Annotated in this window: 15 protein-coding genes; 10 read left to right on the forward strand and 5 right to left on the reverse strand. The window is 40.3% G+C overall.

Going from position 1 to position 18911, the window contains the following annotated elements; genetic code table 11:
- Positions 1-130 precede the first annotated feature (130 nt).
- Positions 131-733, reverse strand: a complete 603-nt coding sequence (rpsD, locus tag NSQ49_RS17185; RefSeq protein WP_159870945.1) for a 30S ribosomal protein S4 — start codon at positions 731-733, stop codon at positions 131-133.
- A 580-nt stretch (positions 734-1313) separates the two neighbouring features.
- Between rpsD and NSQ49_RS17190 the strand changes: the two genes are divergently transcribed.
- Positions 1314-3188, forward strand: coding sequence for a sensor domain-containing diguanylate cyclase (locus NSQ49_RS17190; protein ID WP_159870948.1), 1875 nt, complete (start codon positions 1314-1316; stop codon positions 3186-3188).
- A gap of 208 nt (positions 3189-3396) precedes the next feature.
- On the forward strand, positions 3397-4584 hold the full coding sequence (megL, locus tag NSQ49_RS17195; protein WP_159870963.1) for a methionine gamma-lyase: 1188 nt from the start codon (positions 3397-3399) through the stop codon (positions 4582-4584).
- A gap of 60 nt (positions 4585-4644) precedes the next feature.
- Here the strand turns inward: megL and NSQ49_RS17200 are convergent, their stop codons facing one another.
- A complete protein-coding gene (locus tag NSQ49_RS17200; protein WP_251283922.1) occupies positions 4645-5124 on the reverse strand; it encodes a GAF domain-containing protein in 480 nt (159 codons plus the stop codon).
- Positions 5125-5334: 210 nt separating this feature from the next.
- Between NSQ49_RS17200 and refZ the strand changes: the two genes are divergently transcribed.
- Positions 5335-5964: a forespore capture DNA-binding protein RefZ gene (gene refZ / locus NSQ49_RS17205; protein WP_159870954.1), complete on the forward strand. Its 630-nt coding sequence runs from the start codon at positions 5335-5337 to the stop codon at positions 5962-5964.
- A gap of 4 nt (positions 5965-5968) precedes the next feature.
- Here the strand turns inward: refZ and hisJ are convergent, their stop codons facing one another.
- The gene (gene hisJ, locus NSQ49_RS17210; RefSeq protein ID WP_251283923.1) at positions 5969-6763 is read right to left on the reverse strand and encodes a histidinol-phosphatase HisJ; all 795 of its coding nucleotides are present in this window, start codon (positions 6761-6763) and stop codon (positions 5969-5971) included.
- Positions 6764-7119: 356 nt separating this feature from the next.
- Here hisJ and ezrA point away from each other — a divergent pair, with 356 nt between their 5' ends.
- Entirely contained in the window at positions 7120-8808 is a 1689-nt protein-coding gene (ezrA, locus tag NSQ49_RS17215; protein WP_159870960.1) for a septation ring formation regulator EzrA, read from the forward strand.
- Positions 8809-8911: 103 nt separating this feature from the next.
- On the opposite strand, the gene brnQ is transcribed toward ezrA, so the two are convergent.
- On the reverse strand, positions 8912-10255 hold the full coding sequence (brnQ, locus tag NSQ49_RS17220) for a branched-chain amino acid transport system II carrier protein (protein WP_251283924.1): 1344 nt from the start codon (positions 10253-10255) through the stop codon (positions 8912-8914).
- Positions 10256-10587: 332 nt separating this feature from the next.
- Here brnQ and NSQ49_RS17225 point away from each other — a divergent pair, with 332 nt between their 5' ends.
- The 6 genes from NSQ49_RS17225 (at position 10588) to rarD (ending at position 17934) form a co-directional block, all read left to right on the forward strand.
- Positions 10588-11733, forward strand: coding sequence for a cysteine desulfurase family protein (locus tag NSQ49_RS17225; RefSeq protein WP_251283925.1), 1146 nt, complete (start codon positions 10588-10590; stop codon positions 11731-11733).
- On the forward strand, positions 11733-12938 hold the full coding sequence (thiI, locus tag NSQ49_RS17230; RefSeq protein WP_251283954.1) for a tRNA uracil 4-sulfurtransferase ThiI: 1206 nt from the start codon (positions 11733-11735) through the stop codon (positions 12936-12938). Before NSQ49_RS17225 ends, thiI begins: the two co-directional genes overlap by 1 nt.
- 281 nt (positions 12939-13219) lie before the next feature.
- Positions 13220-13423 carry an alpha/beta-type small acid-soluble spore protein gene (locus tag NSQ49_RS17235; RefSeq protein ID WP_159863440.1) on the forward strand — a complete coding sequence of 68 codons (204 nt, stop codon included), beginning with the start codon at positions 13220-13222 and terminating at the stop codon, positions 13421-13423.
- Between the two features lie 172 nt (positions 13424-13595).
- A complete protein-coding gene (mbcS, locus tag NSQ49_RS17240) occupies positions 13596-15185 on the forward strand; it encodes an acyl-CoA synthetase MbcS (RefSeq protein WP_251283926.1) in 1590 nt (529 codons plus the stop codon).
- A 90-nt stretch (positions 15186-15275) separates the two neighbouring features.
- A complete protein-coding gene (locus NSQ49_RS17245) occupies positions 15276-16871 on the forward strand; it encodes an amidohydrolase (protein ID WP_251283955.1) in 1596 nt (531 codons plus the stop codon).
- Positions 16872-17001: 130 nt separating this feature from the next.
- Entirely contained in the window at positions 17002-17934 is a 933-nt protein-coding gene (gene rarD / locus NSQ49_RS17250) for an EamA family transporter RarD (RefSeq protein WP_251283927.1), read from the forward strand.
- A gap of 37 nt (positions 17935-17971) precedes the next feature.
- Here the strand turns inward: rarD and NSQ49_RS17255 are convergent, their stop codons facing one another.
- A complete protein-coding gene (locus NSQ49_RS17255) occupies positions 17972-18772 on the reverse strand; it encodes an NAD kinase (RefSeq protein WP_251283928.1) in 801 nt (266 codons plus the stop codon).
- Positions 18773-18911: the final 139 nt, after the last annotated feature.

The raw sequence follows: 18911 nt of genomic DNA on the forward strand, positions 1-18911 counted from the left end.
CCTTCACTCATGCTATTATTTTTGGCCTTGCTTTATTTTGCAAACTAAATAAAAACGAAAAAAAACCCTTGAAACGTTGTTTAACAACAATTCAAGGGTTTTATTAGCATTAAAATACTTAATGCTGATATTAACGAGAGTAGAATTCAACGATTAGAGATTCGTTGATTTCAGCTGGAAGTTCAGAACGCTCAGGCATACGAGTGAAAGTTCCTTCTAGCTTGTCTGCATCGAAAGATACGAAGTCAGGTACAAAGTTGTTAACTTCGATTGCTTCTTTAACGATGTCAAGGTTGCGAGACTTTTCGCGAAGTGTAATTGTTTGACCAGGTTTTACGCGGTATGATGGGATATCAACACGAGATCCATCAACCATGATGTGACCGTGGTTAACAAGCTGGCGGGCTTGACGGCGAGTGCGTGCAAGACCTAAACGGTAAACAACGTTGTCAAGGCGTGATTCAAGAAGAATCATGAAGTTTTCACCGTGTACACCAGGCATTTTGCCGGCTTTATCGAATAAATTGCGGAATTGACGCTCATTTACTCCGTACATGTGACGAAGCTTCTGCTTCTCCTGCAATTGTAATCCGTATTCAGAGATTTTTTTGCGCTGGTTTGGACCATGTTGTCCAGGAGCGTAAGGACGCTTTTCTAATTCTTTTCCAGTACCGCTTAGAGAGATTCCAAGACGACGGGATAATTTCCAGCTTGGACCAGTATAACGAGCCATTTAAGACTCCTCCTTTTGTGTTTTTATTTGGGTAAAATAAAAACAGAAACAGATGTGCACAACAATCATGTTCATTTTGTTTTCATGTACCTTCGCCCTAGCAGCAGAGGGTTACACAGTACCCCATCCCCAGAAACTTGTTAGTCGCCAAAGGCGATACCAACTTCGATATTCTGGTTGAGGAACAAAATGAGTACATCAAGGTGCTCACATAGGCTGCAATATTTTACACAAGGAGTATTATATAATTTTTAGAGGGTAAAAGTCAAGGTGTTCTTTATTTTTAACCCCTTAAGATTTTAAGCATGTATTCATTATAGGGAAAGTTTTTTATATGCCAAATTTCACAGTAATTTAGAAAACTGCCAAAGAGTCTCTTTGAAAATATGATATAATTAAAGAAAAATTTGGCAGCAGGCATTTTTTCATAGATAGTATGGCTGATCCTCTGCTAAAACTTTAAACGGAATTGAAACGAAATAGCCGCATCTGTACCGGGATTATTAATTTTGGTTCGTTATTATACACCATATTTGATTTAAAGATTCATGATCTGAGACATTTGATGGGTGATAAGAAGATGGATACACTTGAACGCCAAATGATACTTAATTTAAAAAGCCGGTTTTTTGATATTATCGATACGGAGAACGGTTTCTTTCATTATGAAAAATTATTGAATGAAATGCTGTATGCCATTCAAGCGCTTGCTGAGGCTGATGAAATAACTCTGTACGTTTTTAATGAATGGAAGCAGGAGTTTTTTGCAGAAGCTTCCACAAATCCGGATGCTTTACATTCACTTGCATTTTCAGGTGATTTAAAAAGATGGGCTGAGGCAAACAGAGCGTTCCAGAGGTTAGGCCCTGAGATTTTGGAAGGCCAAATCATGCTTCCTCTTGTAAAGGGAAGCCAGCTGCTGGGCTGTATGATTCTAATAGGGGCATCAGGCAGTTTTCATACCTATCCAGAAAAGGTATTTCGGGAACTTAGCGAAGAGTGCGGGCAATTTCTTGATAAAGCTCAGGGTATGGCCAAAATTGCTTCTGAAGAAAAACGCTACAAACAGCTGTATCGCGTTACAGAAAAATTCCATTCCTCAATGGATATGGACATGGTGCTGGGAGAAATTATTTTTACTCTCCAGGAAATGTACCCCACGTTTACCTGCTATCTTCTGCTATCCCAGGATAACAATAATTATGGAGATCTGCCTATTAGAGACCTTGAATATGACAGCGAAAATATTGCGGCCATGCAGGCCTATGTCACGGGGGCTGTTCAATTTGAAGACTCCCTGCAGGAAGTCCGTTCAATCCTGTATGCTCCATTAAAAGGGAAACAGGGTGTTTATGGAGTGCTTCAAGTTATAGCGCCTAATACCACCATCTTCCCTAAATATGAAATTGAATTTATTACGCTTTTGGCCAATACTGCAGGCAGTGCATTAGAGAATGCTCAGCTTTATCAGCAATCGAAGCGGCTGATAGAGGATCTTCAATTAATTAATGAAACATCCCACCGCCTGAACTCGAATTTGCGCCTTACAGAAACGATGAATTTTATGTCAGATCAGATTCTGCAGTCTTTTGATGCTGAGGAAGCAGGGTTCATCCTGATGCCTATGCCTTCTGATGGTTCAGATGTGAATATTATTCAGGGCAGCACTGAATTCTTCCATACCAAAGAGGCAGATAGGTATATTCAGCATATAAAGAAAAAGATCATCAGAGAGAAAGAATCACTTTTTATAGGAGATTTTTCCTTACAGTTCGAGGATGCTAAAAGCAGCTTTAAATCCATCATGGCAGTTCCGATGACCCAATCTGGCTTATTAAAGGGATTTGCGCTTGTCATGCACAGTTCACCGTATCATTTTTCATTTGAAACATTCAAGCTGCTGCAATCCTTGATTCACCATTCCACGCTGGCCTTCACTAATTCAATGCTGAGAGAAGAGCTTGAAAAGATGGTTGTAACGGATCATTTAACAAAGCTATTTTCCAGAAACTATCTGGATGATCGCATCCATCAGTCCATGAATGAAGATTATGAAGGAACTTTTATGCTTGTTGATATAGATGATTTTAAAATGGTAAATGATACATACGGGCATCAGATAGGGGATGAAATTATTATTCAAGTCGCCAATTTAATAAACAGCAATATTCGCGGCACTGATATAGGAGCAAGATGGGGCGGTGAGGAGCTGGCTCTTTACCTGCCTGGTGTTTCCTTGTCAGCGGGCGCACTTATTGCAGAGCGGCTTGTCAGAAAGGTATGCCAGTTTACAGATCCCAAAGTAACTATTTCATGTGGTGTTTCGCATTGGAGCAGAGGAAAAAAAGATTCCTATGCCGCGCTTTTTAAACGGGCTGACAGGGCATTATATACTGCCAAGAATACAGGTAAAAACAAAGTAATACTTGAGTCGGAAGCAGATTCAATTATATAGGGACTGCTTTACTGAGAGGCAGTCTTTTTTTGAGATCCTGTTGTCAGATAGCAGTTCCGGCTAGAGGTCAAAAGCCGATGGGCGCACCCGCTTTTCTAATTATTTTTTCAAAACAAAATACTTTCAAAAAATATACTATTATCATATGCTGAAAGAGGAGCGAATTACGGTGAATAATGTAAGCGTTTTCAGTGAAAGGGAGAGTTATATGGATAGAAAACATGGGTTTAACTTCGAGACGCAGGTCATCCATGAAGGATACGATGCAGAAAGCTTAAAAGGAAGCCTGGCACCCCCTATTTTTCAGACGTCAACTTTTACTTTTGAGACAGCACAGCAGGGGGAAAAGCGTTTTGCCGGTGAAGAAGAGGGCTATATCTATTCCCGTCTGGGCAATCCAACGGTAAAGATGCTGGAAGAAAGAATGGCCGCCCTAGAAAAGGGAGAAGCTGCCCTCGCATTTGGTTCGGGAATGGCCGCGGTTTCAGCTGTTCTGTTTGCTTTAACGAAAACAGGTGATCATATCTTATGTTCTCAGGGAGTGTATGGGTGTACATTTGGACTCTTGGAGATGATGGAGGAAAAATATAAAATCAGCCATGACTATTCAGCTATGGAATCGAAGCAGCAGCTGCTTGATGAAATAAAGCCGGAGACTGTCTGTATTTATGTTGAAACCCCAATAAATCCAACGATGAAATTAGTGGATTTGAAGATGGTTGCAGAAGTAGGGAGAGAGAAAGGAATTCCAGTTGTGGTAGATAATACTTTCTGTTCCCCATATCTGCAGAATCCGATTGAGCTGGGCTGCGATATTGTCATTCACAGTGCAACAAAATACATCGGGGGTCATGGTGATGTAATTGCCGGCCTGGTTATTGGCAGCAAAGAATTTTTGAATGAAGTAAGGATGACTACTCAAAAAGACATTGGGGGCATTATTTCACCATTTGATGCCTGGCTGCTGCTCCGAGGATTGAAAACACTTGCAGTCAGACTTGACAGGCACTGTGACAATGCTGAACAGCTTGCATCGTATTTATTAATGCATCCCAAAGTGGAAAAAGTTTATTTTCCGGGAGACAGCACGAATGCAGATTTCGGCATTGCGCAAAAACAAATGAGAAAGCCGGGCGGGATGATTTCCTTTACTCTAAAGGGGGATAAAAAGACTGCTCAGGAATTTATGAACAGGCTGAATCTGATAAAAATTGCCGTGAGCCTTGGTGATGCTGAGACATTAATTCAGCACCCAGCAACTATGACTCATGCAGTGGTTCCAAAGGAACACCGTGATAAAATGGGGATTGAAGATACATTACTGAGGCTCTCAGTCGGCCTTGAATCATGGAAAGATATCAGGGACGATCTTTCCCAGGCTCTTGAAGGAGTCTGATATAATATGTAAAAAGAGATGGCCGTTCTCAAAATGGCCATCTCTTTCTTTTAAAATCTTTTACAAGAAGGATACAAGTACTTCTGAAAAGTCTTCCAGGTATTTTTGATCAAGTTCATCAAATCGATTTTTTTCCGGCGAATCAATATCCAGCAAACCAAGAAGCTTGCCATCTTTGATAAGCGGAATGACGATTTCTGATTGTGAAGCAGCATCACAGGCAATATGTCCCGGGAATTGATGGACATCTTCTACACGCATAGTTTCCATTTGCTCAGCAGCTGTTCCGCAGACACCTTTGCCCAGGGGGATTCTTACACATGCAGGCAGACCTTGAAAAGGCCCGAGAACAAGCTCGCTTTCTTCCATCAGGTAAAATCCTACCCAGTTTGTACGATCAAGGAATTGATTAAGAAGTGCTGATGCATTGCTTAAATTGGCAATGGTGTTTGTTTCCCCTTCCAGAAGAGCAGAGAGCTGTTTAATCAATAATTTATAATTTTCTTCACGGGTTCCCTTGTATGATTCGACACTAAACATCACAAATCACCTTGCTTTCTCAAAGATATATGAATTTCCTGGCAGATGGACAGGAAATTAGAAGGACATTGTCGAGAAGTTTAAAAAGGATAAGACGATTTTAGCAAGAATACTTAATTATCACAACAAATCCGTTTTGTACAAGCTGTAATATAATTCGCTCATTTATGTTTGAAAAGAGACTTTATAAAAGAAAGCGAGGCGGGAACATTGAAAAAAAATTCAAAAGAGGCAATTGTGTCTGCCGCTATCTCCTTATTTAATACGAAGGGCTTCTCTGGAACTTCCATCCGTGATATTGCGGGCAAAGCTCAGACGAATCCAGCGAATATCGCATACTATTTCGATAACAAACATGGGCTGCTTGAATATTGCTTTACTGCATTTTTTGAAGGGTATATTCAGGAGATAGAGAAGGGTTTTTCATTTCTTGAGCAGGGGGCAGCTTTAAGTCTGAAAAAAATAGCGCAAAATATCATGATTTATCAATTTGAGCATAGCCATTTAACAAGATTGATACTCCGGGAAATTTCAATAGATTCCCAGGTAGTAAGGGAAATCATGTCCACTTATTTAGCAAAGGAAAAGTTTTATTTTGGCAAGGTGCTCGAAAGAGGCATGAAAACAAAAGAATTCCGTACCCATTCAGCCAATTATATGATTATTCAGCTGAAAGGACTTCTGTCCATGCCATTTTTGAACACACATTATATGTCTGAAGTACTGCACGTATTTCCTCATGAAAAATATTTCGCGGACAAATATACGAAAGAGATTTTCAAATGGGTTGATGGAGTTCTGTGCAATCATGCCGGAAAAACTTATGCTGCTGTACTCTAAGCATTTAAAGGCAGTTCATACTATCAAGGCCTTGGCCCATTTCCTTTGCCTGATGAGAATCGGACCCATAAACAAGTTTTATGCCTTTTTGCATAGCTGCTTCTGCAGCCCAATCGGGAGGATAGGACTCTTTGCATAATGGCTTTGCAAAACCGGCTCCGTTATAGTCGAGTTCATAGCCCTGATTATGCACTTCATCAAGTATTTGGTTAATTTCCGCTCTATATTCCCGATTAGCGGGATATTTTTTTTGAAATTTTTTTACCAGGGTGATATGGCCAATCCTTTTAGGTTTAAATGGCCCTAAATCTGCTTTTAAAGATAAAAGCACGGTACGGAAATAATTCAAATAAACTGCTTCAATAGAACCGTATTCTTCGATCATCTTTGCAAAAACATCCGGGCTGTAGTCCAGGCATTCGTAGCGGCTGCCATGCTTTAGGAAATGTACAGATAAGATAGAATCATCCATATATTTTCCATTTATATCGAGAAACTCTTTGATATCCTTTTCAAAGCCTTCAATGTAATCTATTTCAAGCCCCGCATTAATCCTGATTCTTCCTTGATAAGCAGCTTTTACTTTTGAGATTTCAGAAAAATATTTTTCCAGATTTTCTTTGCTCATTGCACTGTCCTGAGCGGGTGCCGGGTCCTCAAAACCTTTAGGAAGCGGAGCATGTTCAGTAAAAGTAATCTCATTAAACCCCAGACTTATTGCTTTTTCAACATAATCTTCCAATGAATCCTTTGTTCCGTGCGGGCAATAAGGTGTATGGATGTGGCCGTCTTTTAGCATATGAAGAGCTTCCTTTCTGTCATGGTTTAATTGATGCAGTACTCAAGTCTCTTTTTAACATATCTCGTAAATTAAGAAGGAAATCATTTATAAAAAGCGAATTGTTTGTATTTGAACAGCTCATATAGTTCAATTAAAAAATACAGATGCTATAGTTATTTTCCGAAAATAGCATTTTAAATAAGATATTTAAAGAAGAAATTCATAAAAAAATGAAATAAATAGTCAAAAAATGTCGTTTACATGGTATCATAAAAGCATTGAAAATAACATGTGAAATAAAGAAACGCCTCACGCTTTTTAATAAAAACTTTACATATACATACTGGCTCGGGAACAGAACAGGGGGCTTTAAAATGGAATACATAATTGGAGCTATAGTCATTCTTTTTTGCCTATATCTCACCGGATATTTTTTAAAGAAAAAACATTACAAAGAAATTGACAGGCTGGAAACATGGAAGATGGAAATAACGGATCGCCCTGTTCTAGATGAAATGTCTAGAGTTAAAAAGCTGAATATGACGGGGCAGACAGAGGAATTATTTGAACGCTGGAGAAATGAATGGGATGAAATAGTAACTTCACAGCTTCCTGATGTGGAAGAATTATTATTCGATGCTGAAGAAAGCATAGATAAATACCGCTTTAAAAATTCCCAGGAAATTCAGAAAAGAATCGAAAATAGATTAACTGAGATAGAAGAAAACATTAATAATCTGCTAACTGAATTGAATGAGCTGGTAGGCAGTGAAGAGAAAAACAGAGCGGAAATTGAAGAATTGAAAGAAATGTACCGCCAATGCAAAAAGTCTCTGCTTGCCCATCGCCATACATTCGGCAAATCCGAAAAAATCCTTGAAGAACAGCTGGATGAAGCATTGGCTAAATTTGAAGAATTCGATGACAAAACCGAAAAGGGCAATTACCTTGAAGCTCGTGAAATCCTTCTGGTGATTAAAGCGCTGATTGAGGATTCACATACCAAAATGGAAGCTATACCAAGTCTGATGATTGACTGTCAATCCAAGATCCCGTCTGAGCTGGAAGAGCTGAGAGACGGGTATATGGAAATGCTGGAGCAGGGCTATATGCTTGACCATCTGCAAATAGATAAAGAAATTGAGAGACTTGAAGAACAAGTAAATGGATATGCCGGCTCCATCGATCAAGCACAAATCGAGGAAGTTCAAACAGGAGTCGAAGAGATTAAAGAAAATATTGAACATCTGTATGATCTGCTTGAAAAGGAAGTACATGCCAGACACTACTTAAGCCAGCAGGATGAAGCAACAAGAACCATGCTCTATAATAACCGGGATATGAACAATCAGCTAAAGGCAGAGATTGCGGCTGTCCGGAATAGCTATCATGTTCCCGAAAAGGATCTTGAAATTCAAATCCACCTCGAGAAAAAAATAAGTCTGCTGTTCAAAAAATTCGAAGTGCTGGAGCATAAGATTAACAGCCAGAGTACTCCTCATACAGTTTTAAGAGAAGAGCTTGCTGAAGTCAAGGAGCATATTGAGGAGATATCAGAAGAGCAGACAGCTTTTGCCGAAAAGCTCCAGGCTTTACGAAAAGACGAAATGTCTGCAAGGGAAAAAGTGAAAGAATTAAGCAAGAAAGTGGCAGAAACGATAAGGCTTATTTCCAAAAACAATGTGCCTGGAGTTTCCCAGGAATATAAATATTTGATCGAGGATGCGAAAGAAAGCATAGAAAATGTGCTGGCTAAGCTCGATGAGAAACCATTGAACATTCCTGCTGTCCAGCAATACCTCGAAGTTGCGGTGCTGACTGTTGATAAGGCTGCTGATTCTGTGAGTGATATGATTGAGACGATCCTTCTGGCTGAGAAAGTCATTCAATATGGCAATCGGTACAGAAGCAGTTATCCATCTATTGATAATGGATTAAGAGATGCAGAAGCTTCGTTCAGAAGTTATGAATATAAAAAGGCACTGGAACAGGCTGCTGCTTCAATTGAAGAGGTCGAGCCTGGCGCGATCAAGAGAATAGAAGAATTAATAACTGAACAATAAAAAACAGATCCGATTTCGGATCTGTTTTTTATTAGCAATTTTAAAAAATAGAAAACTGTCTGGCCCCCATTAGCAGATAGACGGGTGTCCTGGAGCACTTCAATTATTCGTTGCCGGCAATTATTTTTTTTGACTCCCCAACAGCAACCGCCATGAAGTAACCTATAACAGCTCCAGCAATGGCAGGCACAATCCAGCCTATTCCCTCAGCAAAGAATGGGAGGAATTGCAGTGAATCCGTAATGGCGGATACATCCATTCCTGCAGTGTTTAAACCATCCAATAAACTGATTAAACCAGTGGGGATTAAAGCCCCTATATATACCGCAGAGTATCCATTAAACGCATTGTGAATAAAAGAAAAAAGTATCAGCACGATGGCCAGCGGATAAATTATGATCAAAATTGGCAATGAAAGCTGAATCAGCTGTGTTAAACCAATATTTGAAACCACCATGCTGAACAATGAAAGAATGATGACAATGGCTTTATAAGATACTTTTGGGAGCAGTTTATGAAAGTACTGCGCACTGGCAGACACGAGTCCAATAGATGTTGTTAGGCATGCTACCGTAATGGCCAGTCCCAGAATCATTCCTCCAGCAGGTCCAAATAGGTACTGAGAAGCTGCGGATAGGATAGCGCCGCCATTATCAAGTTGACCTATTGTTTCCATACTTGATGCCCCGATATACGCAAGGGACAAATATACAGCCGCAAGACCAGCAGCAGCTATAAGTCCGGCAGTAATGCAAATTTTCATAAGTGAGTGCTTATTTTTCACACCCATCCCCTCTATTGAACCAATAACTATAATACCGAATACTAAAGCTGCAATTGTATCCATTGTCAGGTAGCCTTCAATGAACCCCTTAAAGAACGGTCCCTCAGCATACGCCCCCATTGGAGCCTGCATTTCGCCCATTGGTGTAATGATGCTTTTTATAACCAGAACTGCAAGGATAATGAGCAGTGCAGGTGTGAAAATATTCCCAATTCTATCCACTAATTTCGATGGATTAAGAGAAAGCCAGGCTGTAATGCTAAAAAAGGCAACAGTATATACCAATAAGGAAAAGGGACTATTGGAAGCGGTTTCAGTCAGAAACGGAGTAACCCCTATTTCAAAAGCAACCGTTCCAGTACGCGGGATTCCGAAAAGTGGTCCGATGGCTGAGTACATAATAATCGTAAAAATAATTCCATATAATGGGTGAACCCTGCTTGCAATCGTCTGTAAATTCCCATTTTTGGCAATGGCAATGATGCCCACTAGCGGCAATCCAACACCTGTAATTAAAAATCCGATAATAGCAGTCCATACATTCGTGCCGGCAGATTGTCCAAGGAATGGAGGGAAGATCATATTTCCTGCCCCAAAGAATAGAGCAAATAACATGAGTCCGACGGCGAGAATTTGTTTCGGTGCTAGTGTTTTATTCTCCATATATATCCTCCTGAAGATGGTTCCATATCATAATGTTTAGAACATTTTCATATTAGCACAGGTGCTAAAAAAAATGTCGAAAAAATACGAAGTCTTAATATTTAGTATTTTATATAATAAAAGTTCAAAATGTACTCGCTCAAATAATAATAATAACAGCTTTCCACGTGAAAATTAATCCATTCATTCGGTTAAACTGGTCAAACTTGAATAATTTAAACAGTAATGAATTGGTATTTGAATTAAAAGCTTCATTATAATTTCCAATCTTCACTGGTTATGCTATGATTTAAAGTTGGCTAAAGGGTTATCGGAACGGAAAGGAGAAGACCGTGATTTATTTAGATAACAGTGCAACAACTAAACCATATAAAGAAGTGCTTGATTCTTTTATAAAGGTTTCTTCAGACTACTTTGGGAATCCCTCGTCCCTCCACGAATTTGGAGGTAAGGCTGAGAGACTGCTGATGCAGGCGCGTGAGCAAATTGCCCATTTGCTGAATGTAAGGAACAGCGAAGTGTATTTTACATCCGGAGGGACAGAGAGCAACAATCTTGCTATAAAAGGAACTGCATTAATGCATCGAAAAAGAGGCAGCCATATTATCATCACGGGACTTGAACATGCTTCTGTAAGGGAAACGGCTGAACAGCTGAAGGATTTGGGCTTTCGCATAACTGTAATTGAACCGGATAAAAAAGGTATTGTCCATGCAGAAGACATTGAAAAGGAAATTACACAGGAAACTGTTTTAGTCTCTGTTATGCATGTAAATAATGAAATTGGTTCCATTCAGCCAATCAATGAAATAGGCGAGATGCTGAAGAAGCATGAGCGGGTCATATTCCATGTAGACCATGTTCAGGGAATCGGCAAGGTGCCCCTTGATCTTTATCAGGCCCGTGTGGATTTGTGTACGATCTCCGCTCATAAATTCCACGGTTTGAAGGGGAATGGGGTTTTGTTCATTCGAGATGGACTCCGTATTTCTCCGATACTCTCCGGGGGCAATCAGGAATGGAGAGTGAGAAGCGGTACTGAGAATGTAGCTGGTATTGTGGCTATGGCAAAGGCATTAAGGCTTACAATGGATAACATGGAAAAGCATTTAAACCGGCTCACATCCATCAAAACCTATATTATGAAGGAACTGGGCAGAATTGAAGGGATTACAGTTCATACCCCTGAAAAAAAATCAGCTCCTCATATCGTAAATTTTTCCATAAAAGGATTCAAAGCGGAGGTATTTGTACACGCTTTAGAAGAGCGCGGAATTTTTATATCTACTACCAGTGCTTGCTCTTCGAAGAAATCTGCCCCCAGCAGTACCCTGATGGCTATGGGAATACCTGAAAAGGATGCGAAAAGCGCAGTCCGGGTCAGTTTATCCTATGGTAATACGAAGGAAGAGGCTGAGATTTTTACACGGGCGGTAAAAGAGACCGTTATTAGGCTAAGAGAGGTAATGAAATTATGATAAATTACGACCGTATACTTATACGATATGGAGAAATCTCCACAAAAGGCAGAAACCGCAATAAGTTTGTAGAGAAATTAAGAAAAAGCATAGCAGATGTGCTGAATGAATTTCCCGGCATTAAGATAGAATCTACAAGAGACAGAATGTACGTTGTTTTGAATGGGGCAGATGGAAGAGAGGTTGCTGATCGGCTTAAAGGCATCTTTGGCATTCAGTCATTCAGCCTGGCTGTTAAAGTCAATAAAGATATCGAAGAAATGAAAGCAGCAGCATTGGCCTTATTATTAAAACACTTTGATGAAGGAAAGACTTTCAAGATTACGGCTAAAAGAGCCGATAAAAGCTTCCCTTTAAACACTGACGAACTTAATCATGAATTTGGCGGACATCTGCTGAAGAATGTGCCAGGTCTAAAAGTGAACGTAAAAAAACCGGATATCAATCTGCAGGTTGAAGTTCGCGAAGAAGCAGCCTACCTATCATGCGAAAACATTCTGGGGGCTGGCGGACTTCCTGCAGGGTCAGGCGGAAAAGCCATGCTTATGCTCTCCGGGGGAATTGACAGCCCCGTAGCAGGTTACTTATCCATGAAGAGAGGATTAGAAATAGAAGCTGTCCACTTTCACAGCCCGCCTTTTACGAGTGAACGTGCAAAGCAAAAAGTAATTGATTTGACAGAAAAACTTGCGAATATTGCTGGAACCGTTGTCCTTCATATTGTTCCATTTACAGAAATCCAGCAGCTAATCCATCAGCAGGTTCCTTCGAATTATACAATGACAGCTACAAGAAGAATGATGCTCCGGATTACTGATGCAATCCGCGATAAAAATGATGGCCTGGCCATCATCACCGGGGAAAGCCTTGGACAGGTAGCAAGCCAGACACTTGAGAGTATGTTTGCCATTAACGATGTTACGGCAACGCCTATTTTGAGGCCGCTGATCACAATGGATAAATCAGAAATCATCGACATTGCCCAAACCATCGATACACATGATATATCGATCAGGCCATTTGAAGATTGCTGTACCGTTTTTGTTCCTTCATCACCCAAAACAAAACCTAAACGCGACAAAGTACGCCGTTTCGAAAGCTTTGTTGACTTCGAACCCCTAATTGCAAAAGCTGTTGAGGATACTGAAAAGATGGTTATTAAACCTCAAATGCTCAATGAAGACTCTTTTAGGGAATTATTTTAATAATATTCGGGGTAATTGTTAAAATGGTAATATGCATACAGGTTTTATTCCTGAGTTGATTGAGAGAACTTGATTCCCGAAAAAGGAAGCTCCCGTTCCTATCCTGGAAAGCAAATAACCACAGTGGAAATCAACAGGCTTCCATCTGTATGTATATGCCAATATCCCAGTGCAGCAATAGTTAAATTCTACTTAAAAAATAACACAAAAATTACCAAATAATTAGTGTATATGGCCATGTGATTCTACACATTCTATACTCACAAGGAGGTGAAAATCACATGGCAAACAACAACAGCTCAAACCAACTTCTAGTTCCAGGAGTACAACAAGCTCTTGACCAAATGAAGTACGAAATCGCTACTGAATTCGGTGTAAACCTTGGTGCTGAAACTACTTCTCGCGCTAACGGTTCTGTAGGAGGAGAAATCACTAAGCGTTTAGTTCAAATGGCTGAACAGCAATTAGGCGGTTTCCAAAAATAATTAAATAATATGGCTACAAGGAGCAGGAGTCATTCCTGCTCCTTATTTTTGTGCAAAAAAACTTTTAAAATAATAAATAATTTTAAATTTTATAATAATTTAGTATAATAATTTCTATAGAATATCCATCAAGTTAAGGCAGCGGAAAAAGACATAGTCAGGGGGAGATTTAATGAAACGGGAAGACTTAATCGCACCGGAGAAGTACAACCTCGTATCAGAAATGGAGCGGTTTGCCGGAGAAACGGACAAACTTGCCATAAAGTGGGAAAATGAGCACGGAGAAAAGAAAGAGATTACATATAGTGAATTGATTCAAAATGCAAACAGAATTGGAAACGTTTTCTTAGAAAATGGTTTGAATAAAGGGGATGTTATTCTTATCATTGTTCCAAGACTGATTGAAGCATATCAGGTTTACATTGCATCATTAAAAACAGGAATTGTTGTTATACCAAGTTCAGAAATGCTTCGTACGAAAGATTTGCAATACCGCATAAATCATGGCGATGTTAAAGCAATTGTCAGCTATTATCCATATGTTGACCAATTTAAAGATATTAAGGAAGCCGAAGCCCTGCAGAAATTTATTATAGGCGGTAAGGCAGATGGCTGGATCGGCCTTGACGAGGAAATGAAACATGCTTCACCTGACCTTTCATTGGCTGAAACTTCTCGGGATGATATGGCATTCCTTTCATATACATCTGGAACAACCGGAAACCCCAAAGGGGTAGTACATACACATGGCTGGGCATTTGCTCACCTAAAAACAGCAGCACCAAACTGGTTATGCATTAATGAAGGCGATACAGTTTGGGCAACTGCTGGCCCCGGCTGGCAGAAGTGGATTTGGAGCCCGTTCCTTTCCGTTCTCGGTTCAGGTGCTACCGGAGTTGTCTATAATGGAAAGTTCGAGCCGAAAAAATATTTGCAGCTGTTACAGGATTATCAGGTAAATGTCCTTTGCTGCACACCGACTGAATACAGGCTGATGGCAAAAGCTGACAATATTCATGAATATAAGCTGCCGGCCCTTCACAGTGCTGTCTCAGCAGGTGAACCGTTGAACAGGGAAGTGATTGATACATTTAAGAAGCATTTTAATGTGAATGTCCGTGATGGCTATGGACAGACTGAAAATACCCTACTGGTCGGCATTACAAAGGATATGGAGTTAAAAGCAGGCTCAATGGGCAAACCGACGCCAGGAAACAGAGTTGAGATTATTAATGAAGACGGTGGGATTTGTGCTGTGGGTGAGACAGGAGATATCGCTGTCCATATTGACACTCCTGCACTCTTTAAAAATTATTATAAAGACCCGGAAAGAACTGCTATGCAATTTCGCGGTGAATACTATATTACCGGAGATAAAGCAAAGAAAGATGGAGATGGCTATTTCTGGTTTGAAGGCCGAGGTGACGATATAATTATCAGCTCAGGCTATACTATTGGACCATTCGAAGTGGAAGACGCACTAGTAAAACATCCTTATGTAGCAGAATGTGCAGTTGTAGGCAGTCCTGATGAAGTACGCGGATCTATCGTTAAGGCATTTATTGTATTAAGGGAGGGTGTCGACCAAAACGATCCCAACCTTGTTTCCCAGCTCCAGGATCATGTAAAAGAGCTTACAGCTCCATACAAATATCCTCGGAAAATTGAGTTTTTATCAGAGCTGCCAAAAACGACTTCCGGAAAAATCATGCGTGTTGAATTGCGTAAAAAAGAAGCCGAAACTGCTTCAGCGCAAAACTGAATGCTTTGAAAAATACAGGCGGAATTCCGCCTGTATTTTTGTTATACTATGGTAAATATGAACTTTATTTTATTAAAGGAGAAAAGACTTATGGGAACGCTATGGCATGGGGGGCCAATATATACCCTTCAGCAGGAAGGCCATCAGATCGAGGCCGTTTTTACAGAAGGAAGCCAGATTATTGAAATAGGTGACTTGAGAGATTTAAGGAATAAGTATAAAGAAGAAATTCAAAGGGAGATCGATCTGCAGGGCAGCACGATGCTGCCGGGATTTGTCGATAGTCATATGCATCTTATCGGTCATGGCGAAAGGCTGATCAGGCTCGATTTATCTGAGCACACATCAAAGCAGGAAGTTCTTCTGGCTGTTCAGCAATATTCAGAGACAATAGAAGAGGGAGAATGGGTCATTGGGGAAGGCTGGAATGAAAATTTATGGGATCAGCCGGAGCCTATATATGCTTCAGAGCTTGACCAGTATGTTCCCAATCATCCTGTAATGCTGAAACGTGTGTGCAGACATGCCCTTGCAGTTAATTCCCTTGGATTATCCAAGGCAAATATTACTGAAGATACTGAATGTCCTCCGGGTGGAGTAATTGAAAAAGATGAATACGGAAGACTAAATGGACTTTTAAAGGATCAGGCTCAGGATCTTTTATTTAGTGTGCTGCCTGCTGTATCAGAAGGCTATTTAAAGAAGGCGCTTCGTGCTGCCATAAATGATGCCTATAAGCTTGGATTGACAGGAGGGCATACTGAGGATCTGAATTATTATGGAGGGTTCACCCAGACCTTTCAGGCCTTCAAGCAGGTAATTGAGGAGGAAGGCCTTTCTTTCCGGGCACATTTGTTGGTTCATCATGAAGTTGCTGACGAAATGAAGGAATCAGGCGGAGGATTTTTGGCGGGAAGTAAACAAATAGAGTTTGGCGCTATGAAGATATTTGCTGATGGAGCTTTGGGGGGAAGGACGGCTTTATTAAGTCATCCTTATGCAGATGACCCAACCACTTCAGGCGTTGCTATTTACTCTCAGGAACAGCTTGATTCCTTAGTGGAGAAAGCCCGTATTCATGAAATGCCGGTTGCCATCCATACTATTGGAGATTTGGCATTTGAAATGGCATTAAATGCAATAGAAAAGCATCCATTGGAAGGTCTGGGACGAGACAGATTGATTCATGCCCAAATATTGCGTAAGGAGCTTATTGAAAGGGCTAAAAATCTGCCTTTAATCCTTGATATCCAGCCGAGATTTACAGCCTCCGATTTTCCATGGGTGATCGAGCGTATTGGTGAAGAAAATATGGAGTATTGCTACGCATGGAAGACACTGCTGAAAGAAGGGGTACATTGTGCAGGAGGCTCTGATGCACCGATTGAGCCGGCCAACCCATTTCTTGGTATTCATGCAGCTGTTACGAGAACAAATATTGATGATCCTCATAACACCGTCTATTATCCAAGTGAGGCATTATCTGTTTATGAAGCAGTATGCTTATTCACAAAGGGCAGTGCATATGCTGCCTCCCATGAAAATGATATAGGTGTCATACAAGAAGGATATCTGGCAGATTTCACTATTTTAAATGAAGATATTTTTAAAATGCCTATTGGACAAATTGCAGCCGTTACAGTAAACAAAACCGTTATTGACGGGAAAATAGTATACGAAAGATAAGTGAAAATGTCAGGTGCCTATACAATTAGGGGCCTGGCATTCTTTTTGGCAGGAAAAAAGGATTGCACTCATTATTATGGCAGACTTATAATATAAATATTTCGATACTAGAAAGAATTGAGGAAATGCAATGAAAAATAATGAAGTGCAAATGGGAGCTTTATACGCTGGGTTCGCGTACTTTTTATGGGGGATTTTACCGATTTACTGGAAGTTGGTGGACCATGTTCAGGCAGATGAAATTTTGGCTAACAGGATTTTTTGGTCATTCTTTTTTATGCTGATTATGTTAGTGGCCTCAAAAAAGTGGAATGCTTTCACTGCAACACTTAAAGGATTTAAAACTAACAAAAAGCAGCTTTTCGCCCTTGTCATTGCCTCCATTCTGATCAGCACCAACTGGTTTTTATATATTTGGGCGGTCAATACAGATCAGATGATTGAGGCAAGTCTTGGCTATTATATTAATCCGCTCGTAAGTGTGATTCTGGGCATGCTGGTATTTAAAGAGAAATTATCATTTGCTCAATATGTATCCTTTGGATTTGCGTTTGCGGGAGTTATGATTATGACTGTCAGCTACGGGCATTTCCCATGGATAGCTATTGTTCTCGCATTATCCTTTGGCCTTTACGGGCTGGCCAAAAAGCTTATAAAAGTGGATTCGGCTGTTGGCTTAACGCTGGAAACTTTAGTAGTGACTCCTATTGCATTTATTTATATGGTGATGCTTTTTATAAATGATAAGCACGCTCTTCTGCATGTTTCGCTAAGCACCGACTTGCTTCTTATCGGGGCAGGTGCAGCCACAGCTGTGCCGCTATTGTACTTTGCCAAAGGAGCTCAAAAGATACCGATGTCCATGCTTGGCTTTCTGCAGTATATTGCGCCGACCATTACGCTGATTCTGGGGATTTTCGTTTATCATGAGCACTTTACAAAACTTCACCTGCTTTCCTTTATGTTTATTTGGCTAGCTTTAACGATTTACTCTGTTTCGAGGACAAAACTTTTTGCCCATTGGGAAACAAAACTAAAGCGGGGAAAAGGTGTCGGGATATAGAAAAAAGAGTTTCGCATGGATATGCGAAACTCTTTTTTTATAAAAATGTCCTCTTAACCTTTTCCCAGTAGGAATTATCCTTCAGTTTTACGGTCTTAATGATTTTGCTGCTTAGCTTTATATCTATCTTTTCAACATGCTGAATGCTTAGTGCCTCATTGTCCATTCCCATTGTAGGATGGTCATTGCCATCTTGAACTACTTTGAGAGTCAGCTGCCGGTTTTCGCTCAGGATAAAAGAGGATCCCAGTGTACGATAGCGGTTGTTATTAAGTGAAGCGAGTTCGCTCACCTGCATGCATGGCAGAAGCGGGTCAACAACAGCCCCGTTTACAGACTTATTATATGCTGTGCTCCCGGTTGGAGTGGCAACAATCATTCCGTCGCCGCGGAAAGTTTCAAAATGAAAATCATCGATAAAGACATCGATTACCAATGTTTTAATTATGGCAGAGCGGATGCTGAATTCATTTAGGCATTGAAAGGATGTCTGGTCATCAACTGTAACATCAATAGTGGGATAACGTCTTACTTCTACCTGTTCATTTGTCATTGCCTCTACCATCTTATCTGTTTCATCGAGATGGAAATCACAGTACAGGCTAAGGCTTCCAGTCGTTGAAATTCCGGCATACAAACAGTCATCCCTATAGCCGGTTTTACGGACAGCCTGCAAAAACGTACCGTCTCCTCCAATGCTGACAATAATATTGGCTTTCTTGAAGTCATTGACGATCCTAAAGGCGTGCTCCTCAGCCAGGCTATAAAGAGGTGCTACTTTTTCCATCGTTTCTTCATCTTTTTTGTGATAAAAGTATATATTGCGTCTTTCAGGCATATTCATTCCTCCAAGCAGTAAGAAAGTTGTGAAATTTCAGAGGGGAAAATGTCTTGATGATTTTCTTTCCCAAATAATTCAAATTTTGCTATGATTATGGTTGTTGAATTCAGTTTACCTTTTTTTGAAACATTTTAAA

Source organism: Cytobacillus sp. FSL R5-0377, assembly GCF_038004385.1.
In the GTDB taxonomy this organism is placed as follows: Bacteria; Bacillota; Bacilli; order Bacillales; family Cytobacillaceae; genus Cytobacillus.